This window comes from Fundidesulfovibrio butyratiphilus (assembly GCF_054657235.1).
Map to the genome: position 1 here is coordinate 65,780 of NZ_BAAHXA010000002.1, position 23,790 is coordinate 89,569.

Annotated in this window: 25 protein-coding genes; 4 read left to right on the forward strand and 21 right to left on the reverse strand. The window is 48.7% G+C overall.

Features of this window, described 5'->3' with window-relative positions:
* Window positions 1-826: 826 nt before the first annotated feature.
* Window positions 827-1,111, reverse strand: coding sequence for a helix-turn-helix domain-containing protein (locus ACYQ01_RS11415; protein WP_459933973.1), 285 nt, complete (start codon window positions 1,109-1,111; stop codon window positions 827-829).
* A gap of 62 nt (window positions 1,112-1,173) precedes the next feature.
* Window positions 1,174-1,419 carry a type II toxin-antitoxin system RelE/ParE family toxin gene (locus ACYQ01_RS11420; RefSeq protein ID WP_459934849.1) on the reverse strand — a complete coding sequence of 82 codons (246 nt, stop codon included), beginning with the start codon at window positions 1,417-1,419 and terminating at the stop codon, window positions 1,174-1,176.
* Between the two features lie 29 nt (window positions 1,420-1,448).
* Here ACYQ01_RS11420 and ACYQ01_RS11425 point away from each other — a divergent pair, with 29 nt between their 5' ends.
* Complete coding sequence (locus ACYQ01_RS11425) at window positions 1,449-1,610, forward strand: hypothetical protein (RefSeq protein WP_459933996.1); 162 nt, start codon at window positions 1,449-1,451, stop codon at window positions 1,608-1,610.
* Window positions 1,611-1,638: 28 nt separating this feature from the next.
* On the opposite strand, the gene ACYQ01_RS11430 is transcribed toward ACYQ01_RS11425, so the two are convergent.
* From ACYQ01_RS11430 to ACYQ01_RS11445, 4 genes are all read right to left on the reverse strand, one after another.
* Window positions 1,639-1,896 (reverse strand): hypothetical protein, encoded by a 258-nt coding sequence (locus ACYQ01_RS11430; RefSeq protein WP_459933997.1) that lies wholly within the window; start codon window positions 1,894-1,896, stop codon window positions 1,639-1,641.
* The gene (locus ACYQ01_RS11435; protein WP_459933998.1) at window positions 1,893-2,279 is read right to left on the reverse strand and encodes a DUF6573 family protein; all 387 of its coding nucleotides are present in this window, start codon (window positions 2,277-2,279) and stop codon (window positions 1,893-1,895) included. Before ACYQ01_RS11435 ends, ACYQ01_RS11430 begins: the two co-directional genes overlap by 4 nt.
* Before the next feature lie 221 nt (window positions 2,280-2,500).
* Window positions 2,501-2,935, reverse strand: coding sequence for an ASCH domain-containing protein (locus ACYQ01_RS11440; RefSeq protein ID WP_459933999.1), 435 nt, complete (start codon window positions 2,933-2,935; stop codon window positions 2,501-2,503).
* Window positions 2,925-4,937 (reverse strand): GNAT family N-acetyltransferase, encoded by a 2,013-nt coding sequence (locus ACYQ01_RS11445; RefSeq protein ID WP_459934000.1) that lies wholly within the window; start codon window positions 4,935-4,937, stop codon window positions 2,925-2,927. Before ACYQ01_RS11445 ends, ACYQ01_RS11440 begins: the two co-directional genes overlap by 11 nt.
* A gap of 1,253 nt (window positions 4,938-6,190) precedes the next feature.
* Between ACYQ01_RS11445 and ACYQ01_RS11450 the strand changes: the two genes are divergently transcribed.
* Window positions 6,191-6,646, forward strand: a complete 456-nt coding sequence (locus ACYQ01_RS11450; RefSeq protein WP_459934001.1) for a type II toxin-antitoxin system RelE/ParE family toxin — start codon at window positions 6,191-6,193, stop codon at window positions 6,644-6,646.
* On the forward strand, window positions 6,643-6,966 hold the full coding sequence (locus ACYQ01_RS11455) for a helix-turn-helix domain-containing protein (protein ID WP_459934002.1): 324 nt from the start codon (window positions 6,643-6,645) through the stop codon (window positions 6,964-6,966). Before ACYQ01_RS11450 ends, ACYQ01_RS11455 begins: the two co-directional genes overlap by 4 nt.
* Before the next feature lie 509 nt (window positions 6,967-7,475).
* Here ACYQ01_RS11455 and ACYQ01_RS11460 read toward each other — a convergent pair.
* From ACYQ01_RS11460 to ACYQ01_RS11475, 4 genes are all read right to left on the reverse strand, one after another.
* Window positions 7,476-8,201, reverse strand: coding sequence for an ABC transporter ATP-binding protein (locus ACYQ01_RS11460; RefSeq protein ID WP_160963879.1), 726 nt, complete (start codon window positions 8,199-8,201; stop codon window positions 7,476-7,478).
* Window positions 8,202-8,204: 3 nt separating this feature from the next.
* Entirely contained in the window at window positions 8,205-9,338 is a 1,134-nt protein-coding gene (locus ACYQ01_RS11465; RefSeq protein ID WP_160963881.1) for an ABC transporter permease, read from the reverse strand.
* A complete protein-coding gene (locus ACYQ01_RS11470) occupies window positions 9,335-10,450 on the reverse strand; it encodes an efflux RND transporter periplasmic adaptor subunit (RefSeq protein WP_160963883.1) in 1,116 nt (371 codons plus the stop codon). Before ACYQ01_RS11470 ends, ACYQ01_RS11465 begins: the two co-directional genes overlap by 4 nt.
* Before the next feature lie 64 nt (window positions 10,451-10,514).
* Window positions 10,515-11,114, reverse strand: coding sequence for a TetR/AcrR family transcriptional regulator (locus ACYQ01_RS11475; RefSeq protein ID WP_160963885.1), 600 nt, complete (start codon window positions 11,112-11,114; stop codon window positions 10,515-10,517).
* Between the two features lie 343 nt (window positions 11,115-11,457).
* Here ACYQ01_RS11475 and hcp point away from each other — a divergent pair, with 343 nt between their 5' ends.
* Window positions 11,458-13,119 carry a hydroxylamine reductase gene (gene hcp, locus ACYQ01_RS11480; protein ID WP_160963887.1) on the forward strand — a complete coding sequence of 554 codons (1,662 nt, stop codon included), beginning with the start codon at window positions 11,458-11,460 and terminating at the stop codon, window positions 13,117-13,119.
* Between the two features lie 33 nt (window positions 13,120-13,152).
* Here hcp and ACYQ01_RS11485 read toward each other — a convergent pair whose 3' ends face one another.
* The 11 genes from ACYQ01_RS11485 to ACYQ01_RS11535 form a co-directional block, all read right to left on the reverse strand.
* Window positions 13,153-13,302, reverse strand: a complete 150-nt coding sequence (locus tag ACYQ01_RS11485) for a hypothetical protein (protein ID WP_459934003.1) — start codon at window positions 13,300-13,302, stop codon at window positions 13,153-13,155.
* Window positions 13,303-13,374: 72 nt separating this feature from the next.
* Window positions 13,375-14,964 carry a diguanylate cyclase gene (locus ACYQ01_RS11490; protein WP_459934004.1) on the reverse strand — a complete coding sequence of 530 codons (1,590 nt, stop codon included), beginning with the start codon at window positions 14,962-14,964 and terminating at the stop codon, window positions 13,375-13,377.
* A 108-nt stretch (window positions 14,965-15,072) separates the two neighbouring features.
* A complete protein-coding gene (locus ACYQ01_RS11495; protein ID WP_459934005.1) occupies window positions 15,073-15,972 on the reverse strand; it encodes a GGDEF domain-containing protein in 900 nt (299 codons plus the stop codon).
* A 426-nt stretch (window positions 15,973-16,398) separates the two neighbouring features.
* Entirely contained in the window at window positions 16,399-16,623 is a 225-nt protein-coding gene (locus tag ACYQ01_RS11500) for a hypothetical protein (RefSeq protein ID WP_459934006.1), read from the reverse strand.
* A gap of 29 nt (window positions 16,624-16,652) precedes the next feature.
* Window positions 16,653-17,138 (reverse strand): type 2 periplasmic-binding domain-containing protein, encoded by a 486-nt coding sequence (locus ACYQ01_RS11505; protein WP_459934007.1) that lies wholly within the window; start codon window positions 17,136-17,138, stop codon window positions 16,653-16,655.
* A gap of 3 nt (window positions 17,139-17,141) precedes the next feature.
* Complete coding sequence (locus ACYQ01_RS11510) at window positions 17,142-17,618, reverse strand: chemotaxis protein CheW (protein WP_459934008.1); 477 nt, start codon at window positions 17,616-17,618, stop codon at window positions 17,142-17,144.
* 11 nt (window positions 17,619-17,629) lie between these two features.
* Window positions 17,630-19,771: a methyl-accepting chemotaxis protein gene (locus ACYQ01_RS11515; RefSeq protein ID WP_459934009.1), complete on the reverse strand. Its 2,142-nt coding sequence runs from the start codon at window positions 19,769-19,771 to the stop codon at window positions 17,630-17,632.
* Window positions 19,772-20,588: 817 nt separating this feature from the next.
* Window positions 20,589-21,764: a tyrosine-type recombinase/integrase gene (locus ACYQ01_RS11520; RefSeq protein ID WP_459934010.1), complete on the reverse strand. Its 1,176-nt coding sequence runs from the start codon at window positions 21,762-21,764 to the stop codon at window positions 20,589-20,591.
* A 90-nt stretch (window positions 21,765-21,854) separates the two neighbouring features.
* Window positions 21,855-22,070: a hypothetical protein gene (locus ACYQ01_RS11525; protein ID WP_459934011.1), complete on the reverse strand. Its 216-nt coding sequence runs from the start codon at window positions 22,068-22,070 to the stop codon at window positions 21,855-21,857.
* A gap of 54 nt (window positions 22,071-22,124) precedes the next feature.
* Window positions 22,125-22,682: a tyrosine-type recombinase/integrase gene (locus ACYQ01_RS11530; protein WP_459934012.1), complete on the reverse strand. Its 558-nt coding sequence runs from the start codon at window positions 22,680-22,682 to the stop codon at window positions 22,125-22,127.
* A gap of 355 nt (window positions 22,683-23,037) precedes the next feature.
* Complete coding sequence (locus ACYQ01_RS11535) at window positions 23,038-23,421, reverse strand: hypothetical protein (protein WP_459934013.1); 384 nt, start codon at window positions 23,419-23,421, stop codon at window positions 23,038-23,040.
* Window positions 23,422-23,790: the final 369 nt, after the last annotated feature.

Here is a 23,790-nt window from a genome sequence, read left to right on the forward strand (position 1 = left end):
GTGGCTGCTCTAGAGATTAGAGCTTCTTTTGGCGCAGTGTTGTGGCGTTTGTTACCCAACAGGAGCAGAAGAGGAGTCAGCCAAATTGCATACTGATTCAATCATGTTCTGGGTTTTCCAAGAACGCAGGCTCCTGCGCATATGGTTTGGGTGAAGGGAAAAGGAGAAAGCTCTCCTTCTTTCAGCCTCTTGACTGTCCTTGGGGTATGCTTATTTGTAGGCCTGCCCTCCAAAACACCACCCGCAACGAAATCGAACACCGTCAGCATCACCGTTGGCGGTGTTCCCTTTGCTGGATACTCAGCGGCTGCTGTCATCCGCACAGGCAGTGCTGTCTCATATAGAGGAGAAGGGTCGTCTTTTGACGGCCCTTCTTTTTTACCGAATGAATTTCGTTGGTTGTGATGCGGCAGATGGAAACGACAGGATCGAGGGCAGGCGTGTGTTGGGAAGGGTCAGGGAAACCACCGGTCCTTCATCAAGAACGGAGCAGGCGGGGAACCTGACTGGATTTCAGGAGGAGGATGACTGGGGCAGACACTCCCTTTCGGGTGGAAAGTGGCCGCCCTTTGTCATCTCCGACAGCATGTGGTGCTCAGGTGGCGAAATTGTGCAGGAACCTGCATCAACAACTCATTAACATTGTTAATTATATTGTTTATCCCGATGAAACGGACAAGAGCTCTCTTTCGCTCAATCTCCCGCATTCGGTGGTCGCGACTCGGCAGGAGGTACGCAAGCAGCCTATCAATAGGGTATGACCTCGAAAAGGGGGTCCAAAAGCGCGGTTTCCCGCGTATTTGAACCGATCCAAACAGGTAACTCATTATTTTAATTGAATAACAAGTTCCTTGCCCACCGCCTTCGCATACTTCCTCAATGTCGACACGGAGGGTGAATGCTTGCCACTGGACAAAGAAGATTCCAAACGGGCAATGGACGGGGCTTTCGTTCCCATCAAGGCAGCCACCTGGGCCTGACTGAGGCCAGCTTCTTTTCTTGCCCGCAGAAGCTCATCCAAGAGAGCAAACTCTGGAGCCATGGCATCGTAGGCTTCCTTGACCGCAGGGTTTGCAAGCATTTTTTTTGCAAGTTCCTCATGTGTTAGCATGCTTTGACCTCCTGCATTCGTTTCATTGCGACCAGAAGCTCGCGCTTGGGAGTCTTCTCGGACTATTTAATAAAGTGGTGCAGCATAACAATTTTCTTCCCGACAAGGGTGCAATAGAAAACTCTGGCAATTCCTTCAGCACCCTTCAAACGAAGTTCGAAAAGACCGTCTCCCATCGCCATGGTATGCGGTAACCCTAGATCAGCGCCGAATACTCGCATCCGTGCCGTAAGATGCAGATAACGAGCCTGGAGGGTGACTGGCATCGCCAGAATCTCCTCCTGTAACGAATCACTATAATAGAATATTGCTCATTCCACGGCCTTAGATAACAAATATGTTATTGTCAGTCAAGGGGAAGACCGTCCTTTTCGACCTGGGCGACGTCGGTTTGACGAAGGAGCAGGCCCGGAAGGAACTGGAGCAGTTGCTTGCCGGCGCGTCAGAGGAGCAGGTGCGGGCCATCCTGACCATGGCCAGGGTCTTGCTCGCGAAATGATGGAGACGGCGAACAAGCACCACTGGAGCTACTCCAATCGCTCCGCCCTTCCACCTCCACCGTCTCCTCTTCCGAAAACCCGCTCCAGTTCGTCTCGAAACTGGCCAGTCAAATTCAGGCCGATTTCAGAGCATCCCCGAACCAGTTCGGCACCGTCACCGGTATCCCCGACAGCCCCCATCACCTGAAAGAGGTGCTCGATGGGACGAAAGCGGGCCAGCAGGGCATCCAGTTGATCCAGGCGATCCAGGTCATGCGCGTCATCAGGGACGGAGGGTGCCATCACAGGTCCTCCGGCAGGCAGAGGGTCAACACCGGTTCACCGGAATCACCAGGACCGACGTGAAGGACGACCTGGACCGTCTCCATCTTCGCTGGACGCATCTGAAACGCGACCTTGAAGTAGACCCTGTCGTCCCCCATGCTCCTTCTGGCGGAAATGTTTGCCAGGGTCAGAAGATCATGGAGACGTCCCTCCAGGGACTGCCCCTGCGCTTCCAGGTCATCAGGAGGCTGGACATACCCGTGGTAGAGCGCATCCGAGATGGCGAAGGGCAGTTTGAAGCCGTAATTTCTTGCAATTGGGGTGATGTCGATCAGGACGCCGTCAGCCAGTGCGTCGGCGCGCGTGTAGCTGAAGATGATATTGGGGGTCGGGCTGTCAGGCATAGGCTCCTCCAGGGGTAGGGAATGGGGATTCCCGGGGAGGGTAGCCTCAGCTCGGGGAGGAGGTCACGACGGGGGGAGAGATTGGGGGGGGATGGAGGAGGAGCGACAGACAAAAAGCACTAGGCAAATTTGTACATCTACAATACAATAGTTTCACTAATGCTAAAATGTTAATTGCGGCGGCGCATAAAAACATGTCACTAGGCATAGACTTGACAACATCAAGTAGCATCTTCACCATTACAAATCGTTCGCTCAAAATCCCTGCTCAAGTAAACATATGATTGTGGCGGATGGAATTTAGGGTATATTTTTTTTATGTACTCTAAAGTAACTTCAACCGAAAGCGGCACAAATCTATCAAAATGTATCGAAACACCATTTCCCCTTCCTGAAAAGTATGAAAAAAAATCTTCCCTGGAAAGAGACGAGAGACTTCCAGCAACAGTCCAAAGCATATTGACTGGCAACCGAAAGACTTTGTCAATACAAAAATATCCAACAATACGCTTCCGAGGGGACGTTGCGTAAATATAAACGCGCGCGCCCTCTATCCCCACAGGAAAAGACTTTCTTAACTCAGCGCGCTTTTCGCCTTGTCTAATTTTTTCTACATATATCTCTTTGACCGAGATAAGAATGTTCCTAGTTTCCACAACTTATTCCATGACTATATATTTCCACAAAGGATTCTTGACTGATCTTAAACGGTGAAACCGGATTAAAAGACTTGCCTTCAGCATTCTTAACAATTTTTGACAACAAATGAAAGCCTAATGCACGGACAAATATTTCTGTTTTAGAAAAGACCAATGCCATCAAATGATGGTCATGATTTTGCTTCGCCGCGACCATTATGTCCCGCCAACCATAAACACCAAACCGCTCATACTTTTTAAATAGCATTTTCGCTGGGCCAGTTTCAACACTGTCTATTCTCGACACACCAATACAACTTTTACACAGGCAGTGCTTGTCGTCTCCTGTTACATACCAGACGATCCTTCCTGGAGACTGTATATTAACACCCCTGCACGAACGATAGTAAACCCTTCTTGTTTGAAGCATAACATTCGAAGCACCCATTAATGACAACTGATGTCCGCGAGAAGAAATGAGGCACTTTGCCCACCTTGGCCTGATCGGGACAATGTATATCGGAATATTTAAACTGGTTAGCTTGGCTGGCCATAATGAATTTTCAATCTCTACAAGGTCTATATCAGCTTCTGATGCTACTTCTCCTTGTATACCAATTTTCCCCAACGCCTCATGTAATGAAAGGAATCCAGTCCCTATTGACCTAATATAACCGGAGTTTGTATGCTGAAAACCTGCACTAACCAGAGCCTGTTCGACAAACCGTCCAGCCGACTTGTCATCAACACAAACCCCTTTAACTCCAAGCGATATAGCATTACACAAAATGCTTTCAACAACATGCACACTAATTGTATGTAAATGCTTCACCGACCGCCCTAAACGTAATGCCCGTATAGCTAAATCATATCCAATTTTATTTTGAACACAAACGCCCACCTCATCATCATTTAAAAATATTTTAAAAATCGAATGCCCCTTGATATCAGGGGCAACAATACGCATGTTTTCTTCAAAAGAGTGTTTCTTTTCGTCAACACCCTTGTACCGCTGAAACAGCTCGGAGATCTTGAACCCATCCATCGGTTTAAACACTATATTTGAGCTATTCAGATATCCAGGAAAATATAAGTCTCTGCCACTCCCATTACAGTAGTTTACGATAAACTCTGTGGGCGTGTACACGCTAAGTCCAAATTTTTTTTGAATGTCTTCAAAATGATTTGTCAATTTAGCATCCAGCGTAATGAAAAATTCAGCATCATTGTAAATAGCAGAGGCTATTTGTTCCGCATCGTCATTGTTTTCACTCCCAATTATATCAAGAACAGAGCCAACAATACTCGCATCTTGACAGGGGCCAACCTGCTGCAGCGCATTGAGTTGGCCTCGAGTAATATCCCGGCTATTTTTATCATTATTTCTGTTGGCTTCTAAGAACGAATGCATCGAAACCCTAAAATCAATTTCATCTGCATACGTAAACGTTAAAAGTGCTTTACACTCGTTTTCGCCGTTTAAGCTCACATCAATCACCACATTAAGATCAAGAACGGCCATTTGCTTCGACTTTTCAGCAGGAAGAGAAAGAAGGGAAGGCCTGAATCTATACTCCCACGACGTCAATGTTGTATCTCCAAGCCCACGACCAGACACTTCACCCCTTGCAATAAATCCATTTTTCTCCCAAAAACTATCTATCCCATAATCCCTGCGGCATTTCACTATAATCCGATCCATTTGCGAGGCTTCTTTCTTTAAACTGGACACAAGCAAATTTCCAACACGACTTTTACGCCATTTTGGATCGACACACACATGAGCTAACCGACATACCCGATTTTGTTTATGTGCAAACAATGCGTAGCCTATAACTTCCAGCTGATCCGACACGGCAACTAGAATTGAACCACGTTCTGCATACTCCAAAAATGCTTGTGCAGGTAAAAAACCAAGCGTTTGCCTTTGGCTGTCTCCGAGGCCTATAACACTTTCAATTAATTCAGGATGATCTTTTATATTAACAATTTTGCAGTTCATATTTTCGTCACCCGCCATGTGTCAGACTGTTATCTTGGCAAAGTCACAAACGTCACCCTTACAAAAGTCTTTTAATTTCAGCATAATAACAGCAAAATACTTCATTCCAGAGTGACATTTAAGCCAGCCGACAGATTGATGCGAACTTAAAGCCTACCCAGACGCACCCACCACCCCCTCCCCAACCCCCTGCAAAAACATACATTCCTCCAAAAACACCCCCTCCTGAAACTTCCCCAGCACCGGGGAGACCAATGCCCAGCACCCCAGAAAAGTCCCAGGAAGGCCCTGTTTTGTGGAAAATTGGGGCAGGTCCGGGACAGGGTCAGGGGGAGGACCGGGGAAGCCGCAGCAGGCACCAAGGCAGGGCAAAATCCCATCCCCCTGTGACTCGCTCCACCTGCCCTTCCATTAACCCTCGCGTCAGGGCTCATTCAGGGCGGTCAGGGAAAAGGAACCCGACCCTGCGACAGCAGAGCATCCGCCCCCCCCCTCACTTCAGCACCCGAGGATACACTCCGTCAGCACCTGCCCTGTCCTGACCCGGCCCGTTTTTTTCAGGGATGCACTCAGAATGTCCAAATGTCCAAACCGCAGCAGGCACATCAGACGAAGGCGAAGCCCACCCACCACACATCCCCTTGATTTTTCAACAAGAAGCCGTCTCCAAGACCGCTTCTGCTTCCCCTCCGGCAAGTCCGTCTCCTCACCAGGAGCACATTTCCTTTCCCCTGGAGGGGACGTCGAAGAGCACCCCAACCACCACCCCTTGAAAATCCCTCAAGAGGCCATCATCTTTTTGCTCCGTCTTCGCTGCGGCTTGTTGCGAATTACTTTTTCCAACACAGCGAAAAAACACAACAAAAAACGACCGCTTGAATTTTCCTCAAGGGGTCGTCTTCTGGATGCTCATACAGGGGAATGCTGCTTCACCGAGACTTCGGTGTCCGGGAGCGCCAACAAAAGTGTTGGCGGAGGCAGCCAATGTAAAAAAAAGGAGGGGTTACCCAATTTCTTGGATAACCCCTTGAGGTCTTTGGTGGAGCTGGACGGAATTGAACCGACGACCTCTTGAATGCCATACCAGCAGCATTGTGAAATTATTAAGCTTTGGCGAGCCAGCCAACGGTTGCCAACGTATCTTTTTGGCTTCCGCCAAAGGAATTGTGGCTTTCAGGGATGGGGCTGCCAACGGTGAGTTGGCGACTGGGGTTGCGCTGGTGGTGAAGCAGTGGTGAGGCAGCCAACGGGTTGCCAAAGGTGCTTTGGCTGTGCTGTTTGCCCCTCTTCGTCGCAAGATAACATATTGCTTTTATACATTAAACCTATGGATTCAAAATGTCGACTTGCAAGATGGTGACAAATATGCCACCAAGTCTTATATGCAAAAGACAAGGCCGATATCCTGGATCAAAGCGGCTCGGAAAGAGTTCGAGCTATTTCCCTTGGCTGTCCAGGCTGACATCCTGAGCGCTTTGACCATGGTTGCCGAAGGAGTAACTCCGGGAGTGGCCAAGCCGCTCAAGTCCTTCGAGGGAGGTGTCTTCGAGTTGGCTCTCCGCCACCGGGGTGACGCCTTCCGAGCTGTGTATGCTTTGAAGATCGACTCGGACATATGGGTGATACACGCTTTCCAGAAAAAATCGAAGCGTGGGATCAAAACGCCTCAGGCGGAGATCGACCTCATCCGGGAACGCTTGAAACGGTTGCAGGAGGTGCTGCGATGACCGAAGACATGGAACTTGTCCGGGGAAGCGGCAATGCCTTCCAGGATTTCGGACGTGAAAACGCCGGACTGGAACAAGCGCGAGCGTTGCTTGCCGCCAGGATTGTCCGCACATTGGATGAGCGCGGCATTTCTACCCGTGAAGCTGAACGTCTGACGGGGATAGCCCACTCCGAGTTTTCCCGAATCCGTAATGCTCGGCTGTCCCGGTTCTCACTGGACCGCATGATTACTATTCTTGGCAAGCTTGACAATGATGTCGAGGTGAACGTCACCTTCAGGAAGCGTCCGCCCGTTATGCAGAGCGGTGCTTATGCTTGAAGATACCCTCGACCCTCAAGCTGCTTGAGGCTCGATTCCACGCGACAAGCAATTATCAATTTGATGAGAATTCCGTCAAAAAGCTATTTTGCAGCGAATTATGCTTTTTTGGTGCGTGCGACCGCTTGAATACTCATTCAAGCGGCCTTCGGGGGGTTCTCAGCAACTGCCTAGAATAACTCATTAGTTTTCAGATTGTCCTTTTGAGCGCTCTTGAATGCCATACCAGCAGCATTTTGAAATTATTAAGCTTTGGCGAGCCAGCCAACAGTTGCCAACGTAACATTTTGGCTCCTACCAACAGTTTTGTGGCTCTCAGTGGCGGTGGAGCCAACGTGCCGCCAACAGGGCTTTAGTAGAAGTGGTTGCGCAGTTGGTGAGACAGTGGTTAGACAGCCACAGAGATGACAACGCGGCAGTGGCACGTCCAGATTCACAGACTCCTGTGACTTTTGCGAACCAGTAACCGTCACCTGCACATGATGATGACGCTTTGTGAGAAGGCCTCGCTATTCCGATTTGTTTTGCGCACCACCTATATCTGTCAGCATCCCATCGCGAAGGTAAAATATCTGATCAAACCGGTCGAAAATTTTTTCATCATGGGTGACGACCAATACCGCAGCTCCCTGTTCAGCTGCTACCTTACGCAGCAGGTCCATCACGACACCAGCACGTTCTGAATCCAAAGCGGCAGTGGGTTCATCAGCCAGAATGATATGAGGATGGTTAGCCAACGCACGGGCAATAGCCACTCGCTGTGCTTCGCCTCCAGAAAGTCTTGACGGCATTGTTTCGCAACGATGCTCTACCTGGAGGTAACTAAGCAACTCTAGAGCACGCTGGCGGGCTGACATAGCACTTTTGTTGGCGATTTCCAAAACTACGGCAACATTTTCAATGGCATTCAGGAAAGGAAGCAGGTTGTGAAACTGGAAGATGAACCCGATTCGGTCCAAACGCAGGCGACGCAAATCACTCTGTAGCCATTTGCCATCATAGACCACTTGCCCATCAAGTTCCATGCGCCCGCTGCTTGGCTCCAGGATGCAACCAATAATGTTGAGCAGGGTGCTTTTCCCGGAACCACTCGGGCCAAGCAACCCCACCACCTGCCCGGCATACACTTGCAGCGTGACCTGCTTCAGTGCATCGACTCGCGCGTCTCCCTGCCCGAAGGATTTGTTAAGATTGCTGATGGTTACCAAAGGGGTCCCTGGGGTGGACATATTCATGCCCTATCCTCCCAAAGCCACGGCAGGTTCGATCTTGAGTGCAAGACGCACCCCCATCCCACTGGCAAGCACGCATAAGACGAGCACCACAACAGCCAAAGCGAATCCGTCCTGAGGCAAAAGTATCACTCGCCGAGGAAAGAAATCTCTGGTCAAGTTGATGAGCAGAGCTCCCACAGAGAAGCCGATTACGGCCATGGCGACGGCTTCCTGAATGATAAGTCCGATAATGGTCTTGTCCGGTGCACCTATTAGTTTGAGCGTGGCGATCTCCCTCACTTTATCCATTGTCATAGTATAGAGTATGAGCGAGATGATAACTGCCGAAACAACAAGAAGTATTACTGTAAAAAGTCCGATTTGGCGTCGAGATTTGTCCACCACCGACTTGGTCAGAATATTCTCTTGAGCGGACTGGCTCAATCCGGCGAGGTGCTTCCAACGTCCGACAGCCTCGACCACCCGATCCGGGGTCGTTCCTGGCGCGACTTTGGCAACCACAGCGTTGACGATGTCCGTGCCGACCTGTGGAGTGCCGCGTTCGGCCTCCCGTCGGGCTACCGGGGGTTCCAATTCAAATTGGAGGCGCTGCGCGTCTCGTAACGTAATATAGGCCACAGGATCGCCACCCGAAGAAACTTGATTTCGGGTCAATCCAACTACAGTAAAGACATTGCGACCAAGACGCAACTGTTCACCCAACATGAGCCCGCTCTTCGAGTCGACCAGCATTTCATAGTGGCTACGGGTCATGTAGCGGCCAGCAAGTATACTTGCAGGTCCTCCTAGCCTTCCAGATTCATATCCAACCACGTAAAGCCTCAATTTGTATCCGTTATGCATAGCTTCCACTGATTGATACGTCACTGATCCCGTTTCCACCACCTGTGACAGACTGGCGATTACTTCGCGGGTGTCACCAGGTATCCGCGACGACTCCGCAAAAGGTCCCCTTTTTCCTGCCTCCACGACCCAAAGGTCGGCTCCCGGTGTCCTGGACAAGGACAGGGCTTCTTCAACCAATCCACGGTAGATGCCGATCATAGACAACACGAGACCTAACAGCAGGCTTAATCCCAGACACGTCAGTAGGAACCGACCGAGGTTATGCCGGATATCGCGCACCGCCAGGTTCATAGACCGCCTCCGGATTGCACCGTGGCCTTCCTTCCTTGGCGTAGGCCGGACGGTAAGGCTGACAGAACCTGGGCTCCTTCAGGCACCCCCTGGATCACCGGAAGACGTCCATCCAGGGTGCTTTGCCCGAAAACCACCTGGCACCGATTGAGTTGGCCCTTTTCCAAAATCCATATCTGCCCACTGTTACCATCTCGTTCGAAAACAAGCGCTTCTGGAACCAGCACGACTTTATCTAACCAGCCACTATTGATCACCACCTCTGCCTGTTCGCCGAGATGGAAATCGCGGGGACAATCTCCCCAGGTTACGTAAATACGTCGTTCCTCTCCGACCCGATCGCTCTCCAGGTCAATACGCGCGACTTTTCCAGGGAATCTTTTTCCAGGAAGGGAGCGGAGTCGCACCTCAACCGGCTGCCCAACTTCTATATAACCGGCCTTGGCCTCGTCCACGAAAGCCCGTACCCAGACCGAGCAGGGATCCACCAATGTGAAGACCGGCTCCCCTGCTTGCATTATCGTGCCCACCTCCTTGTGGCGACCAATAATCACGGCATCGTATGGAGCCACCAGAAGATGTTGGGACAAGACTACACGTGATAAGCTGAGTTGAGCTTCAGCATCCTTCACGGTTGCCGCAGCAGCAGCCATCTCTGCCTCTGACAAAAGCACTTCTGCCTCTGCCGTTTGCGCTGCAGCCAATGAAACTTCGGCCTCTTCCTCAGCCAGAACATCTTTACTTTTAAGCGCTTGGCGACGATGGCTTTGCTGTTGCTTCAGGGCAAGGCTGGTGCGGGACTTCTTTAGACTTGCCTTTGCCAGATTGAGGTTAGCTTGAGCCTTTTCATGGTTGGCCAAGGCTTTGGCCACTTGACTTTCTTGCTCGCCGCTGTCCATTAACGCCAGAAGCTGCCCCGCTTTTACCTCGTCAGCATGGTCAACCTTCAATTCACGAAGTAATCCATTTACCTTGAAGCCTACCTTGGAAAGTACTCTCGCTTCCACAGTGCCCAGGCCGAATACCTGGAGCGCCCCCTGTGCGACCGGCTCCATGACTCGGACTGAAATTGGGCGAAAATTCAGGTGAATCAGCATGAAGGCAACGACCATACCCCCTGCTACTGCCAATATCACTCTCTTTCTGTATCTGGACATGAACGATACCCCTTGAGCGTCAATGAACCTTGCTCATGCCATACAGCATGACTTCCAAAAGCCGTGCACCTTCTTTCGCGAGGTTGAAACTGCGCCCGCTGAGTGACCAGCGTGTGGCTAGGCCTGACGGCAACGTCAACAGTACGCTGGCAATTTCATGAGGGGCAAAGTCACTTGACAACTCGCCATCGACCTGGGCTTGTTTAGCCAAATCGGTTAACATGATATGAAAGTCCGTGCTCATAGAGTAAAAAGATCGACGCAATTCGTCGTTTTGTGCGTGGAGTTCGCGTGAAAATATCAGAGAGTGGACCGCCGGAGTGTGCTGAATAAATTCAAGCTGCGCCTCTATGACGCACTTTATTCCATCAAGAGGACTTTTCTCGCAATTGCGTGCTTTCGCCCAGCGTTCTTGGGCTTCTTTAATCAACCAGTCCGCAACGGCAATCCAAAGGTCTTTCTTCGCCGGAAAGTGCCGAAACACGCCAGCCTGTGTAACGCCTACCCGATCGGCTACCGCTTGGGTGGTCGCACATCCAGGCCCCATTTCGGCAACCAGTGTAAGCATGGCTGCCACGATTTCGGCCTTTCTGTCGGCACTTTTCTTGCGCGTCCCCATAGACATTCCCCATTTGGTTAGTTATTAACAACTAACAAGCGTTGAAGCGCTTGTCAATCCGGGATTTCGATTGACCCCTTAGCCTCGAGATCACATTCAACGCGACAGTGGGTTCATCATTCAGAATGATATGAGGATGGTTAGGCAAGGCACGGGAAATGACCACTCGCTCGCCCCCGGAAAGCCTCGATTGCTTCTTTTGACCCATGTCAGGTATGCTGTCTAAGATGAATGGAGGACTATTGATAACAAGGTGAGAAACGGACGCCATGCGTCGCCGTACCTGCCGGGACTAAACCAGAACATGCTTGAATCACAGAACAATCAACCTCAAGGAGGCGTAATGTACTGCTTTCAATGTCAGGAGACCGCAAAAAACACCGGCTGCACTGTCAAGGGCATGTGTGGAAAACCCGAGGAGACTGCCAATCTTCAAGACCTCTTGATCTTCGTATTGCGGGGCATTGCCGTGTATGGTGAAGGACTCAAGGACCTGGGACAGCCTGACCGCTCGAACGATGACTTCGTGCTTCAGGGTCTGTTCGCCACGATCACCAACGCCAACTGGAACGATGTTCGTTTCGAAGGCATGATTGAAGATGGTCTGAAGCGTCGCGATGCGCTCAAAACGAAGTTTCATGAAGCCTACAAAGCAAAGCATGGGAAGGAATTCAGCGATCAGCTGCCAGACGCCGCCACCTGGAGCGGCCCATCCTCATCTTTCACCGAAAAAGCGAAGACCGTGGGTATTTTAGCATCGGAGAACGAGGATGTACGTTCCTTGCGGGAATTCCTTATCATCGGCCTCAAAGGCGTAGCCGCTTATGCCGAACACGCCGCCATTCTTGGATTCCGTAAACCGGAAATCGACGAATTCATGCTTGAGGCTCTGGCATCAACAACTAAAGACCTGTCTGTGGACGATATGGTCGGCATGGTGATGAAAGCAGGTGAAGTGGCCGTGACGACCATGGCCCTGCTGGACGAGGCCAACACGAGCACCTATGGGCACCCAGAGATCACCCATGTCAATATTGGCGTAGGCACGAACCCGGGCATCCTTATCAGCGGTCATGATCTCAAAGACATGGACGAGCTGCTCAAGCAGACCGAGGGTACGGGCGTGGATGTCTACACTCACGGCGAAATGCTCCCGGCCAATTACTACCCAGCCTTCAAAAAATACAAACACTTGATCGGCAATTACGGCGGCTCCTGGTGGCACCAAAATCCCGAGTTCGAATCCTTCAACGGCCCTATCCTGCTGACCACCAACTGTCTGGTACCGCTCAAGAAGGATAACACGTACCTCGACCGCCTCTACACCACAGGGGTAGTCGGCTACGAGGGTGCCACGCACATCACGGACCGTCCGACCGGCGGGGCCAAGGATTTCTCGGCCATAATCGCCCAAGCCAAGAAGTGTGCGCCGCCCACGGAGCTAGAAAAGGGAGCCATTGTCGGAGGTTTTGCCCACCACCAGGTCATGGCTCTTGCTGACAAGGTTGTGGAAGCCGTCAAGTCCGGTGCTGTCAAGCGCTTCGTGGTAATGGCCGGTTGCGACGGCCGTCAGAAGTCACGCGAATACTACACTCAAGTGGCCGAAGCTCTGCCAGAGGACACCATCATACTCACGGCGGGCTGCGCCAAGTACCGTTACAACAAGCTAAACCTCGGCGATATCGGCGGCATCCCGCGCGTGCTGGACGCCGGCCAGTGCAATGACTCCTATTCCCTGGCCGTCATCGCACTGAAGCTCAAAGAGGTCTTCGGTCTCGACGACATCAACAAACTGCCCGTGTCCTACGACATCGCTTGGTACGAACAGAAAGCCGTGGCCGTGCTCCTTGCCCTCCTGTTCCTCGGCGTAAAGGGTATCCGACTCGGCCCCACGTTGCCGGGCTTCTTGTCCCCGAACGTGGCTAAGGTCGTTATCGAGAAGTTCGGCCTGAAGCCCATAGGCACTGTACAGGACGACATCGCGGCCATGATGACAGGCCAGTAAAATCGAAGGGGGAGCTTCGGCTCCCCTTTGTCATTAAAATGTATCGAGTGTCTTCAGCTCTTGTTGAGCTTCACCGAGCTTATCTGCTTGGTTCCGCCTGAAGCCATAAAGCACCTGAAAGACCTTGCTGACGCGGAGCCCCTCCTCGAAGCTGCCTTTGGCAAAGGCTTTGGTGACGAACAATCGTAGTTTACTTCCCGCCTGCAAAAATGATGAGCCAGATAATTTACCTCGATATGTTTAAGGCAAACCAATTCATTTTATCGCGCTAAACGTGCAAACCTTATTTCTACCAGTGCGCTTCGATTCATAAAGAGCTGCATCAGCCCGAGCCATAATTGTTTTGAGAGAATCACTCTCGTCAATTTCTGCAACGCCAAAGCTCATGGTTACTTTCAAACCGGACGGGAAAGAATGCTCAGCTATAACTGACCGAAGTTTCTCAGCGAGTGCTACGGCAGAATGTAACTCGCTTGACGGGGCCAGAACCACAAACTCTTCCCCCCCCCATCTCACCAATATGTCTGTCGCCCTGATTATTTTAGATGCCATGGACGTGACTTCAACTAGAACATCATCTCCGACATTGTGACCGTATGTATCATTGACAATTTTGAAGTGATCAATATCCATCATTATCACACTAAAAGGCGTTTTGTAACGGGAAAACCGTTGAAACTCTGAATTAAAAATATCTACAAACTTGGTTCGGTTATGAACCCCAGTGAGCCTATCCGTTGAAGCCATCTTTTCTTTTTCTTCAAGCAATTGATTAGTAAACTTCAGCAGAGAATTCAGAGAATTCGAAATACCTGAAATCTCATCATGACTTTGGTCGGTAATTTCGATTTTATAATCGTTGGTTCTCAAAATAAACCGCATTTTATCATCAATGTTTTCGACCCTCGCCGAAAATGACTTAATAAACCGCCCAACGAAAAGCCCCGAAACGAGAAGGACGAGGGCTGTAACGCATAATATCAATAATCCAGTTAATTGAGCTTTTCTTTTTTCGTATTTCAAATACTGACCATACGTGTCTGCAAGTGTACCTTCGACCGAATAGTACACATCCATTGCCCCCGTAGACATTCCGAACCAACTATCGTAATCAAACTCTTGCTGTCTACCGTCTAAATACAAAGAAATTGCAGCTTCCGTTTTTTTGACTTTCTCGTCATCTGCGACAATGCCGACATAACCTGGATATTTTCCTTTAAGGCTTTTCAAAAACTCTTCCTTCGATATCTTGTAAAATCCAAACTTTTCTTTTACATAAAATTGACTCTCCCCATCTAAAAAATTATTCATCGCCGACATAGAAATTCGGGCCCGAATTTTCCCAAGGTGTTCCCTTGCCATCAACAAATTCATTAACGACAAAAACAAATGATCATGTTGAATATGCTCGTAAGATTTATCCGAACTGTAAGTTGCAATAATTTCGTATATTATGTCAGAGTACTCTAGAAAACAATCTTCTAGAGAAATCGCATTAGAATCACTTAAGCCGCGAAGCATGATCTGCCTTCCTGAGATTTCTCGGGACAATGAAGTATTCGACAACTTAAGAATGGCAGCGTTAGTTTCAGCACGCCATAATTGGAGTTCATTAATATTGCTCGGCGTAGGGCGAAAGAGACTTTTTACAGTGAGCCCGCGCTCTTTTTGTAGCATGTGAATAGCTTTAGTCGACAGCCTGAAAACATTGTACTCTTCAAGCAGTGTTTGTCTTTCTGAATATTTGCCCCAACTAAAACTAGCTACAGCCACTGCAACAGCAGCCATAAACAACGCCATGCATATATAAAGAAAATAAAACTTTGCTCGCACAGTAGTAAGCACTTGCACACCTCTAGCGGCGGAATACCCTGCGCAAATCTGCACAAGGAGATTTATCACCAAACACAACTAGCAAAAACGAGACAAGCACAAACGGCTTGTGAGTAATTTTCACAATATTTGCGAACTACAAACAACAACCTTGTTTTTACCAGTCATTTTTGCAACAAGCAATGCATCATCACATCGCTTCAACAGTCTTTCAGCATCTTCATCTACAGCCAACGATGCTACTCCACTACTGATGCTGAAAGAAATACTTTTATTCTCATACAAAAACTCGGCCAAACTCACTGTACTCCGAACCCTCTCTGCAAATTTTTCTGCACCAATCAAATCAGTTTCGGGCAACAATACTGCAAATTCTTCACCACCAACCCTGCCTAGCGTATCAGTCTGCCGTAAATTTTCTCGTACGATTGTGCAAAAGTGCTTGAGAATTTCATCGCCAACAATATGCCCATGAACATCATTAACTATTTTAAAGTTGTCCAAATCAATCATTACCAGAGACAGGCTTGTAGAATATCTTTTAGATCGGACCACTTCTGACGTCATCACCGATGAAAAATGCCTCCTATTAAAGACACCAGCCAGAAAGTCATGCGACGAGCTATACACCAATTTCTCTTCAAGTTTTTTACGCAAAGATATGTCAATTATTGTTGACAGGATTGCATCCTCATTATTGTAAACAATTCGCTTTGACGACACCATACCCCAAAAACGAACACCGAGACTGTCTATGAATTCAATTTCATATTCTTTCAAAAACCCTGCGGAAGTTACTAAGCTTAAAAAATGCTTTCGTCTGCCCGGATCAACATAAAAATCCGTTGTATTCACGAATTCAGGCGTTTCTCCTGTTGTCCTTAACAGTTTCTGTGCATGCTCGTTCATATAAAATATTTTTCCAATTCCAAACCCGGCTATGACTACCGGCACAGGAAACTGATCTAATATGTTTTTAAAACATTCATGACCCGTCTTATTCATCAAGCAAGATGACATGCCACACCCTCAATTGAATTATATTGGCGATGCTTACAGGGTTCTCGCCCAGAAACTAGCGGCAAACCTAATTCGCCATTCATGACGAAGATTGTATATTCCAGCGATTTTCTCTTGGGAAGCAAATTCTGCAAACGTTCAATAACACATCGTACTGGCAGCCATTCTCATTCCTTATAGCCTTCGATTCACACAACCATTCCTGTCATGCTTCAATTTGATGGCAGATTCTTCTAGATGAGCATAGGAACAGATGGGAGCCAAGGGAGGTGCATGGTAAAGGACGGGACTGTAACGGAATACATAAAATACTATTATGACTGACCGGGACAGCCTCAGGCCAGACAACTTTCCCAGGATGAAGTAACCCTTCACCCGGCAAGCTGCAGCAATAAAGCGCAAAACAGAAATAACATCCCAAGAGCATCACCTTTCGAAAAGTGATTTTGCAATACACGTATTTATGACATGAATTGTTTCATCATCTATATCTTTAGAAAAAATTATGTACCTTTTATTTCCTAGCGGTATATCTTCAAGTTGTTTCTTCTCGAAGTCACGAGGATTCATTCCCGATGTGCGCAGGAGGTGCTGAATTTCTTCCGGTGGCAATAATATGTAGTCAAAACGCCCTGCCTTGAGCATGGACATTAAATTCACCTGTTCGGCACTCACGAGAATTACATTGTCCTGCTATTGCTCATTATTGAGTCAACAATTTCTCCTTCAGAGTGCCCTTTTATTACGCCGATCTTAAAATTTGAATTAGAAAGCAAGTCTTTTAAACTATTAAACCCTGCGACCCCATCTTCATTTTTTTTCAAAAAGACTGCCATCTGTGGTCGAGCTTGACAAAGAGGAATAGAGTATTTTGCAAATTGCTCGCGCTCCTGGGTTTTGAACCATCCAATAGAAATTGTGTTTGAAGCAGTTTTTACCTCGTGCATAGCGCGGTTTGACGGACACCCCACCAGGCGAAAGTCTAATTTTGCACAGCGCAAAACAGATGACGCGCGCGTCAACAAATACCCATCTGGATTCCCGGTGTTTGTGAAATAATAGGGAGGGTACTCAATGTATATCACATTGAACTTTGCCTGTCCCATTGCATTAGACAGGGGAAATGCGATCAGTGCGACAACAAATAAAACGTGCTTTGTCTTCATATATTAGTTGGCAGCACGTTGAATCTCTTCACGAGAAAACAGCTTTTCTAAATCAAGAAGAATTAACAGCCGTCCATCCAGTTTTCCAACTCCCTTTATGTATTCAGACTCAACCCCAGAAACAACTGGTGGAGGAGGTTCTACCGTATTTGACTGAATTCGCAAAACTTCAGATACTTGATCGACGACAAACCCAACGATCATTCCATGAATCTCAATCACTACTATTCGAGTTTGGCTATCGTGTGCATGAAACTCCATGCTAAACCGCTTTCGCAAGTCAATCACAGGAATAACTTTGCCACGAAGGTTAATTACCCCTTCCACCGAATGAGGAGAGTTAGGAACCTTGGTGATTGGCATCATGCGGATGATCTCTTGTACACGAAGAATATCGATTCCGAATTCTTCTTCAGAAATGGCGAACGTCACGAGTTGAAGAAGCTCATTCTCCTGCACAGATAGGTGATCAGCATCCATCACAAGCCTCCTTACCGCTGGGCCAGTGCCAGCTTGCGCGTACCAAGTGACTTCGCAGAACCAGCCCCTGCACCGCCCTCGTCCTTCATCTGGTCGATCAAGCTCTTGAGCACCTGCGCTTGGTGAGCAAGTTCACCCACAGCCTGGGCAGACTGCCGCATGGCATCAGAGGTTTCGGAAGAGATGCGATTAATGGCCTCAATGCTCTGATTGATCTCCTCACTGGCTGCTGATTGCTGTTCGGATGCTGTTGCTATCGACCGCACTTGGTCGGTGGTCAGATCAACCAAAGATACGATCTCGTTCAAGGCGTCACCCGACTTACCCGCCAAGCCAGTAGCTGCGTCAATCCTTGAAACCGCGTGTTCAACATTCGCGATATTCTTTCGTGCCCCTTCTTGAATCCCTCGAATGGCGTCACCGACTTCCTTGGTGGCGGTCATGGTCTTTTCTGCGAGCTTACGGACTTCATCAGCGACGACTGCGAAACCCCTTCCGGCATCACCAGCCCGAGCTGCTTCAATGGCTGCGTTCAAGGCCAGCAAGTTAGTCTGGTCTGCAATGTCAGAGATAACGTTGAGGATTTGTCCTATGCCTTCTGCCTGTTTACCAAGAGAGGTCATGTCCATTTTGAGATCAAGAGCATATGATTGAACTTCGCCGATCCCCTTGACCACTAAAGCAACAACTTGTGAACCATCTTCTGCTTTATCCTTGGCTTTGCCAGCAGTTTCAGCAGCCTGCGAAGCGTTCTTTGCAACTTCAAGGACCGTGGCGTTCATCTCTTCCATAGCGGTGGCGGTTTCACTCACCCGGTGAGACTGCTCCTCGGAACCACGGCTCGACTGCTCTACCTGGGCTGAAAGTTGCTCAGAAGCTGATGAAACAATTTCTACTACGCCTTCAAGTTGATGAGCTGCTTGAAGCATGCCTTCGGCCTTGGCACTTTCGGCCTTCTGTCTTGCAACATCGGCTTCTTTCATGGCCAGTAAAGCTTTTTCAGTTTGCTCAGAGGCAATAGAACTGTTTCGCTCTGTTTCTAGAATCTTGGATTTTAAGTTTTCAACCATAGCCTCCAAAGACGCTTGAAGCACCCCAAGGTCATGGCTGAACCGTTCAACAAGTGTTGCATTTAGATTTCCACTCGCAACATCTTTCGAATACGAAATTATATGATTGATAGGATCAGTAATTGAACGCGCCAGAAAGAAAGCAGAGATCAAAGCTAACAGCAAGATTAACCCTAATGAAAAGTAAACCTTTAAAAGGGTGCTGGCAATTTCGTCTTGAATTATTGACAAGTTATTAACTATCGACTCGACCTCTTTGTTGCGGACTGAGTACATGTCATCAATAACTTTTGTTATTGTAGCAAAAAAGTCTTTGCCGCTAATGCCAAATTCTCCGTCTTTAGACTTTGTCAGTACAACATTGAATACTTTATTGACACCGGCCCATGCTTCAGACTTCCTACTATCTTCAAGGAGTGTTTTGGCAGTTGAGCTCAGTACAATCGCTTTCGAATCTAGGTTCGCATCAATATTAGCTTTAAAAGTAATCAGCCGAGTGAAAAGCTCTTCGTCGAATGGCTTGTCAGCCGTCAAAACACCGGATACGGTCGCTCTTAATTTTCCAGCATTTTCTTTTGCAGTTTCCAGAATTATGATAGTTGTCAGAGCCTTCCCAAATCCTCTTGTCGTCTTTGAATTGGCTATTGTTGTCTCAGTTGACATAAAAGCAGAAATAATCTTCCCATAAGTGTCGACAACGTCTTTAGCTGGTCCTTTTTGATTGGCAGTGCTTCGAACCTTTTCAATTTCAGATATTGCTTCTGCCGTGTTTGTTTTGATTTGAGATGAAATTGTTGATGTATTTAGCGCGCTAGTTACTGAGGGTATTTTTGAGTCAGTTGACTTTCTTTGACCTTCCATATCCTCGCGAGAACCTCCTGACAAGTAAATGGAAGTCCGCCCTCTTTCTCTCTGTAATTCATGTATAAGATCAGATATGGCCATCAATAACTTCGTATTATTAGCCATATCACTGACAATATTAGATTCATCGATGTTGTTTTTAATAAATACCAAGCTTACGATAAAGAACGCGACCAGCGGAATTGCCGTCAATATAACTAATTTTTGCGAAATTTTCACCGAAATGCCCCTTGTTAGAGCTGAAGTCGCTCATGAGGAAAAGTTACTCAGAAACGATCTTAACTTACGGCACCCCTTCGCGCAAGGAGCAGCAAGTGGAGAATATGAAGCCTAACTTGAGCGATTTCCTCGCACCCTCACATAGCCAAATATTGCTCAACACCTTAAATTGCTTACAAATACAATCCTGCCAACGCCATCAAACTCGTCACCCTCCGGCGGGAGGACTGGATGCCCAAGATTATGAAACAATAGGCCAATCCCATTGACGATGTCTAGGTCACAACCGCTTGTCTGACCTGAAAAAGTATCGTCGGCAGCCTTTCGACTGGGCTGCACAGGGAGACAGCCCCTACCATTTCCAAATGCGCAGGAGACTGCGCTTTTGGTTTCGGTGCTCTTGGCCTTCGTAACTAACCCTATCAGGCACACCGTGAAAGCCCTAATCAGGCAAAATAAGGGACCAGACCGCGCAACCGGCCTGATCCCCAAAACACTCAAACGCAACTAGCAAGCACCTCGTCGACTAAACGGAATCGTTCACGCCTCTCCCTTTCGAGACGGCGACCATGAACATCAATGAACTCTTTCCACCACCTGAGGCCATAGCTACGCGACTCATCTCCTGCAACATAGTCCTCAAATTCCACGCTGCACTTAGGGCAAAGAATAATTTCGCTATCATTGTCAAAGTGTCCCGTGAACTCTCGTGGACAATCCATACATTGCACACTCTCCCCATATCCCCTCATGGCAGTTCTCCTCATCAAAAATTGGAGCAGGACTCTCTTCACAAGACTCCTGCCCCCGGTTCATGTTAAACGGCAATCAAGCTGGGCAACTTGCTAACAGCCCGTTCTTTCTCACCTTCCAGATAGTGATAGTACACGTCTGCGGTCATCTTTACCGTGGAATGGCCCATGAGTTTAGATACCGCCGCCAAGTCGGCTCCGTTCGCCAGCATCGTCGTTGCGAAGAGATGGCGCAGGTCATACATCCTGACATCCACGGTGATACCAGCCTTCACGCAGGCCTTGTTGAAGCTCTTGCGAATCGTTGTCACCGGCTTCCCGTCGTATTCGACGATGTACCCAGACCTTGAATGCCCCCGCATCTCCTTCAGGCGATCCAGGAATGCCGAAGTCACCGGGACAGTCCGATAGGTCTGCGTTTTGGTAGCGAAAATTCGCACCGTGCCAGCGCTGAAATCCACATTTTCATAGCGCAATGCGAACAGTTCCGAAGGACCAGGCCGAGTCCCGAGGTTAAAGCAGACCTCCATGGCCCACCGGACATGAGGCTCAGCACACTCCATGATCCGGCGCAGGTCATCAACGCCGACCTGGACGTCCCGAGGTTTCTCCTTGGCTTTCTTCCGCCCCTTCATTGGGTTCCTGGAAATGAGTTCCATCTCGATGCCGAAGTTGAAGATCGCGTCGAGGTAGTCGCAGTAGCGATTGACACAGGACTGGGACCGTGGCTTCTTCGTCTGAGGACTGACCCCTTGCATCTCCTTGATGAACGGGACGATGTCTTTCAGGTACGTCATGCCCTCGACCAGGGTGTCCCGACCAAGGATGTCGAAGAACATGCTCTTGAGCAGGTTCTCGAGGTTAGCAATGTGCTTCGGCGTCCGACCCGACACCCGAAGGTGATCCAGGTACATCATCGACAGTTGACCAAAGGTGACCCTCTTGGCAGGTACGGCGACAGAAGCCACCGTCGCTACCGACGTCGCCAGCGGCATTTCAGCCTGGACCTCTTCAGCCCCAACCCCTGGCTCTTCCTGGTGCGCAACCGGTTCCGCCCCCGGCTCAGTGACCTGCACCTCCTGAACAGGCACATTCAGATTCGCTTTCGCTTGCTGGATCGCAAGATCAAACGCCTCAGCCTGGAGACGGGCCACTTCGCCCCTACCGAAGGACTTGTCCCGCCTCTTACCTTCTTCGTGCCAATAGACCATGAACCGTCCATCGCGTTGATAGACGCCCATTTGAGCACCCTCCGTTGGTGGTGATTGCAGATGATTTATGAAGAGAATGGGGCGACCAGATCGATCGCCCCGGAATCGAATAACTAGACCTTACACATCCAGACAGAACTCGATCGTCAGACTATTGCCTCCAAGAAGCAGTTTAGAATAATGGCCATCTTCAACATGTTCGAACGGATAATCATGTTCTTCATCCATCTTAACCAGAATCTGAAGATTCGGAATCATGCACAACAAACGCAACATGTTCTCAATATTAGAGGCGTGCTGCAAAGTTTCCAAAGACGTATAGCGGCTATCACTCATGGAGATTCTCCTGATAATGAAAAGGGCCATTTCTGGCCCTGCTAAAGTGTTTGATCACAATGCGTTGAGGAGGATTTCTTCCACCTCCTCGTCCTGAACCCCAAGATACCTTCGTGTTATCGAGGGGCTACTGTGATTGAGCCTCTTGGCCAACAACTCCCATGAAACGCCAAATGTTTTGCGTTGATGGTAGCACCACGTCTTTCGGAGTGTATGTGCTCCAAAGTTGCCTTGAAGATTGATCTCGTCGCACCAGCGCTGCACCATCATGGTGACAGCATACGTGGTCAGCGGATAATTCTTCCCCTTGCGGCTCTTGAACAGGAAATGCTCATCTTCGAGTTTCGAAGTTGCAAGGTGCTCTGTTAGAGCAGACTTGATTTCCTTGTTCATTATGAAGATGTTCTCTTTGCCAGTTTTCTTTTCTTTGAGGCAGACGCGGTCGCCAATCTTGCAATACTTCACGTCTGACACCTTCAAGGCCAATATATCTTGGACCCTGAGCCCAGAGTTCACCCCCATGGTAAACAGTAGCCGGTTACGCGGCTGATCCGCCAAGAGCTTCTTGATGCTCTTGATGTTCTTGAGGTCGATAATGGGCTCGACTTTCATGAGCACCTCCTTTGCAACGTTGTTTTTCGCTTTCAAACCCAACCAAATCGTAGATTCAAAACCGGGGCTGGCTGGGACCGTCCAGCTAGGGCTGGAGTATCCCGTTGTAATACAACACCTTATACAGCAACGCGCCTCCAATGTACGATTCTATCTATTATCGTTCTTTCCTTCGTTGTAGAATTGCAGCATTATACCAATGATATCTGTATTACTTTGTGCATTCTGCCAGAAAATTGGAGTGACCGTTTCGGAGTCTGCGAATCAGAAGTTATGTTGCATGGAGGATAGAAAGCAGGATTCAAACAAAAGAAAATGCCACCTCTCTGGAGCATGGCATTCGTAGATGGTTGATTCAGATCACCGTCAGGATGATGCGATTGTCTTCGACAGTGACGGCGAACTCGTCGCCTTCATTGACGTCGAGGCTGCCCAGATCGAGCTTGTTGACGTTGATCCGAACCTCGCCCTTCTTGTTGACGTAGGGACGTGCAGAACTCTTGAGATAGAGTCCCTTGACGTCGTAGAACTGCCTGTCCTGGCTGATGAGCTTGAGGACGAAGTGCTTCAATGTCGGCTTATGCGTAATGTTCATCTTTTCCATGATAAACTTCGCGTCGAAGCCTTCCTTGATGCACTCCCTGAGAAGCGAAGCATTGTACTTCGACTCAGGGCGCTTCTTCTCGCTCACGCTATCGAGCTCTTCACCCTCAATGGGCTGAACCTTCTTCGCTGACATATTGCCTCCCTTGTTTTAGGCGGTGATATAAGAATCTAATATCTATATGATATGACTCGAATAATGTCATAGCGCGCCAGGAGGATTCTCGTTGCAACAGGCAAAAACATTCATTGGTCCGAGGACCGCTCCTACGGGGTTTTTAGGTCCGAAGCAGGGTCAACCCTAGAGGAGCCTCAGAAAACGCAGGAGGCGGATGATTTGGAGGGGCGGGAAGCGGGCGATGTGGGCGGAGATTGAAGCAACTGCGCTGAGCTCATCTGGACAAGAGACTCTTTGCCATTTTTGACTCGTTAGTGTTATTTGAATATCATTGCTGTGACATCTTGCCTTTAGATACGCCATCGCGTAATTTATATATTTTACATA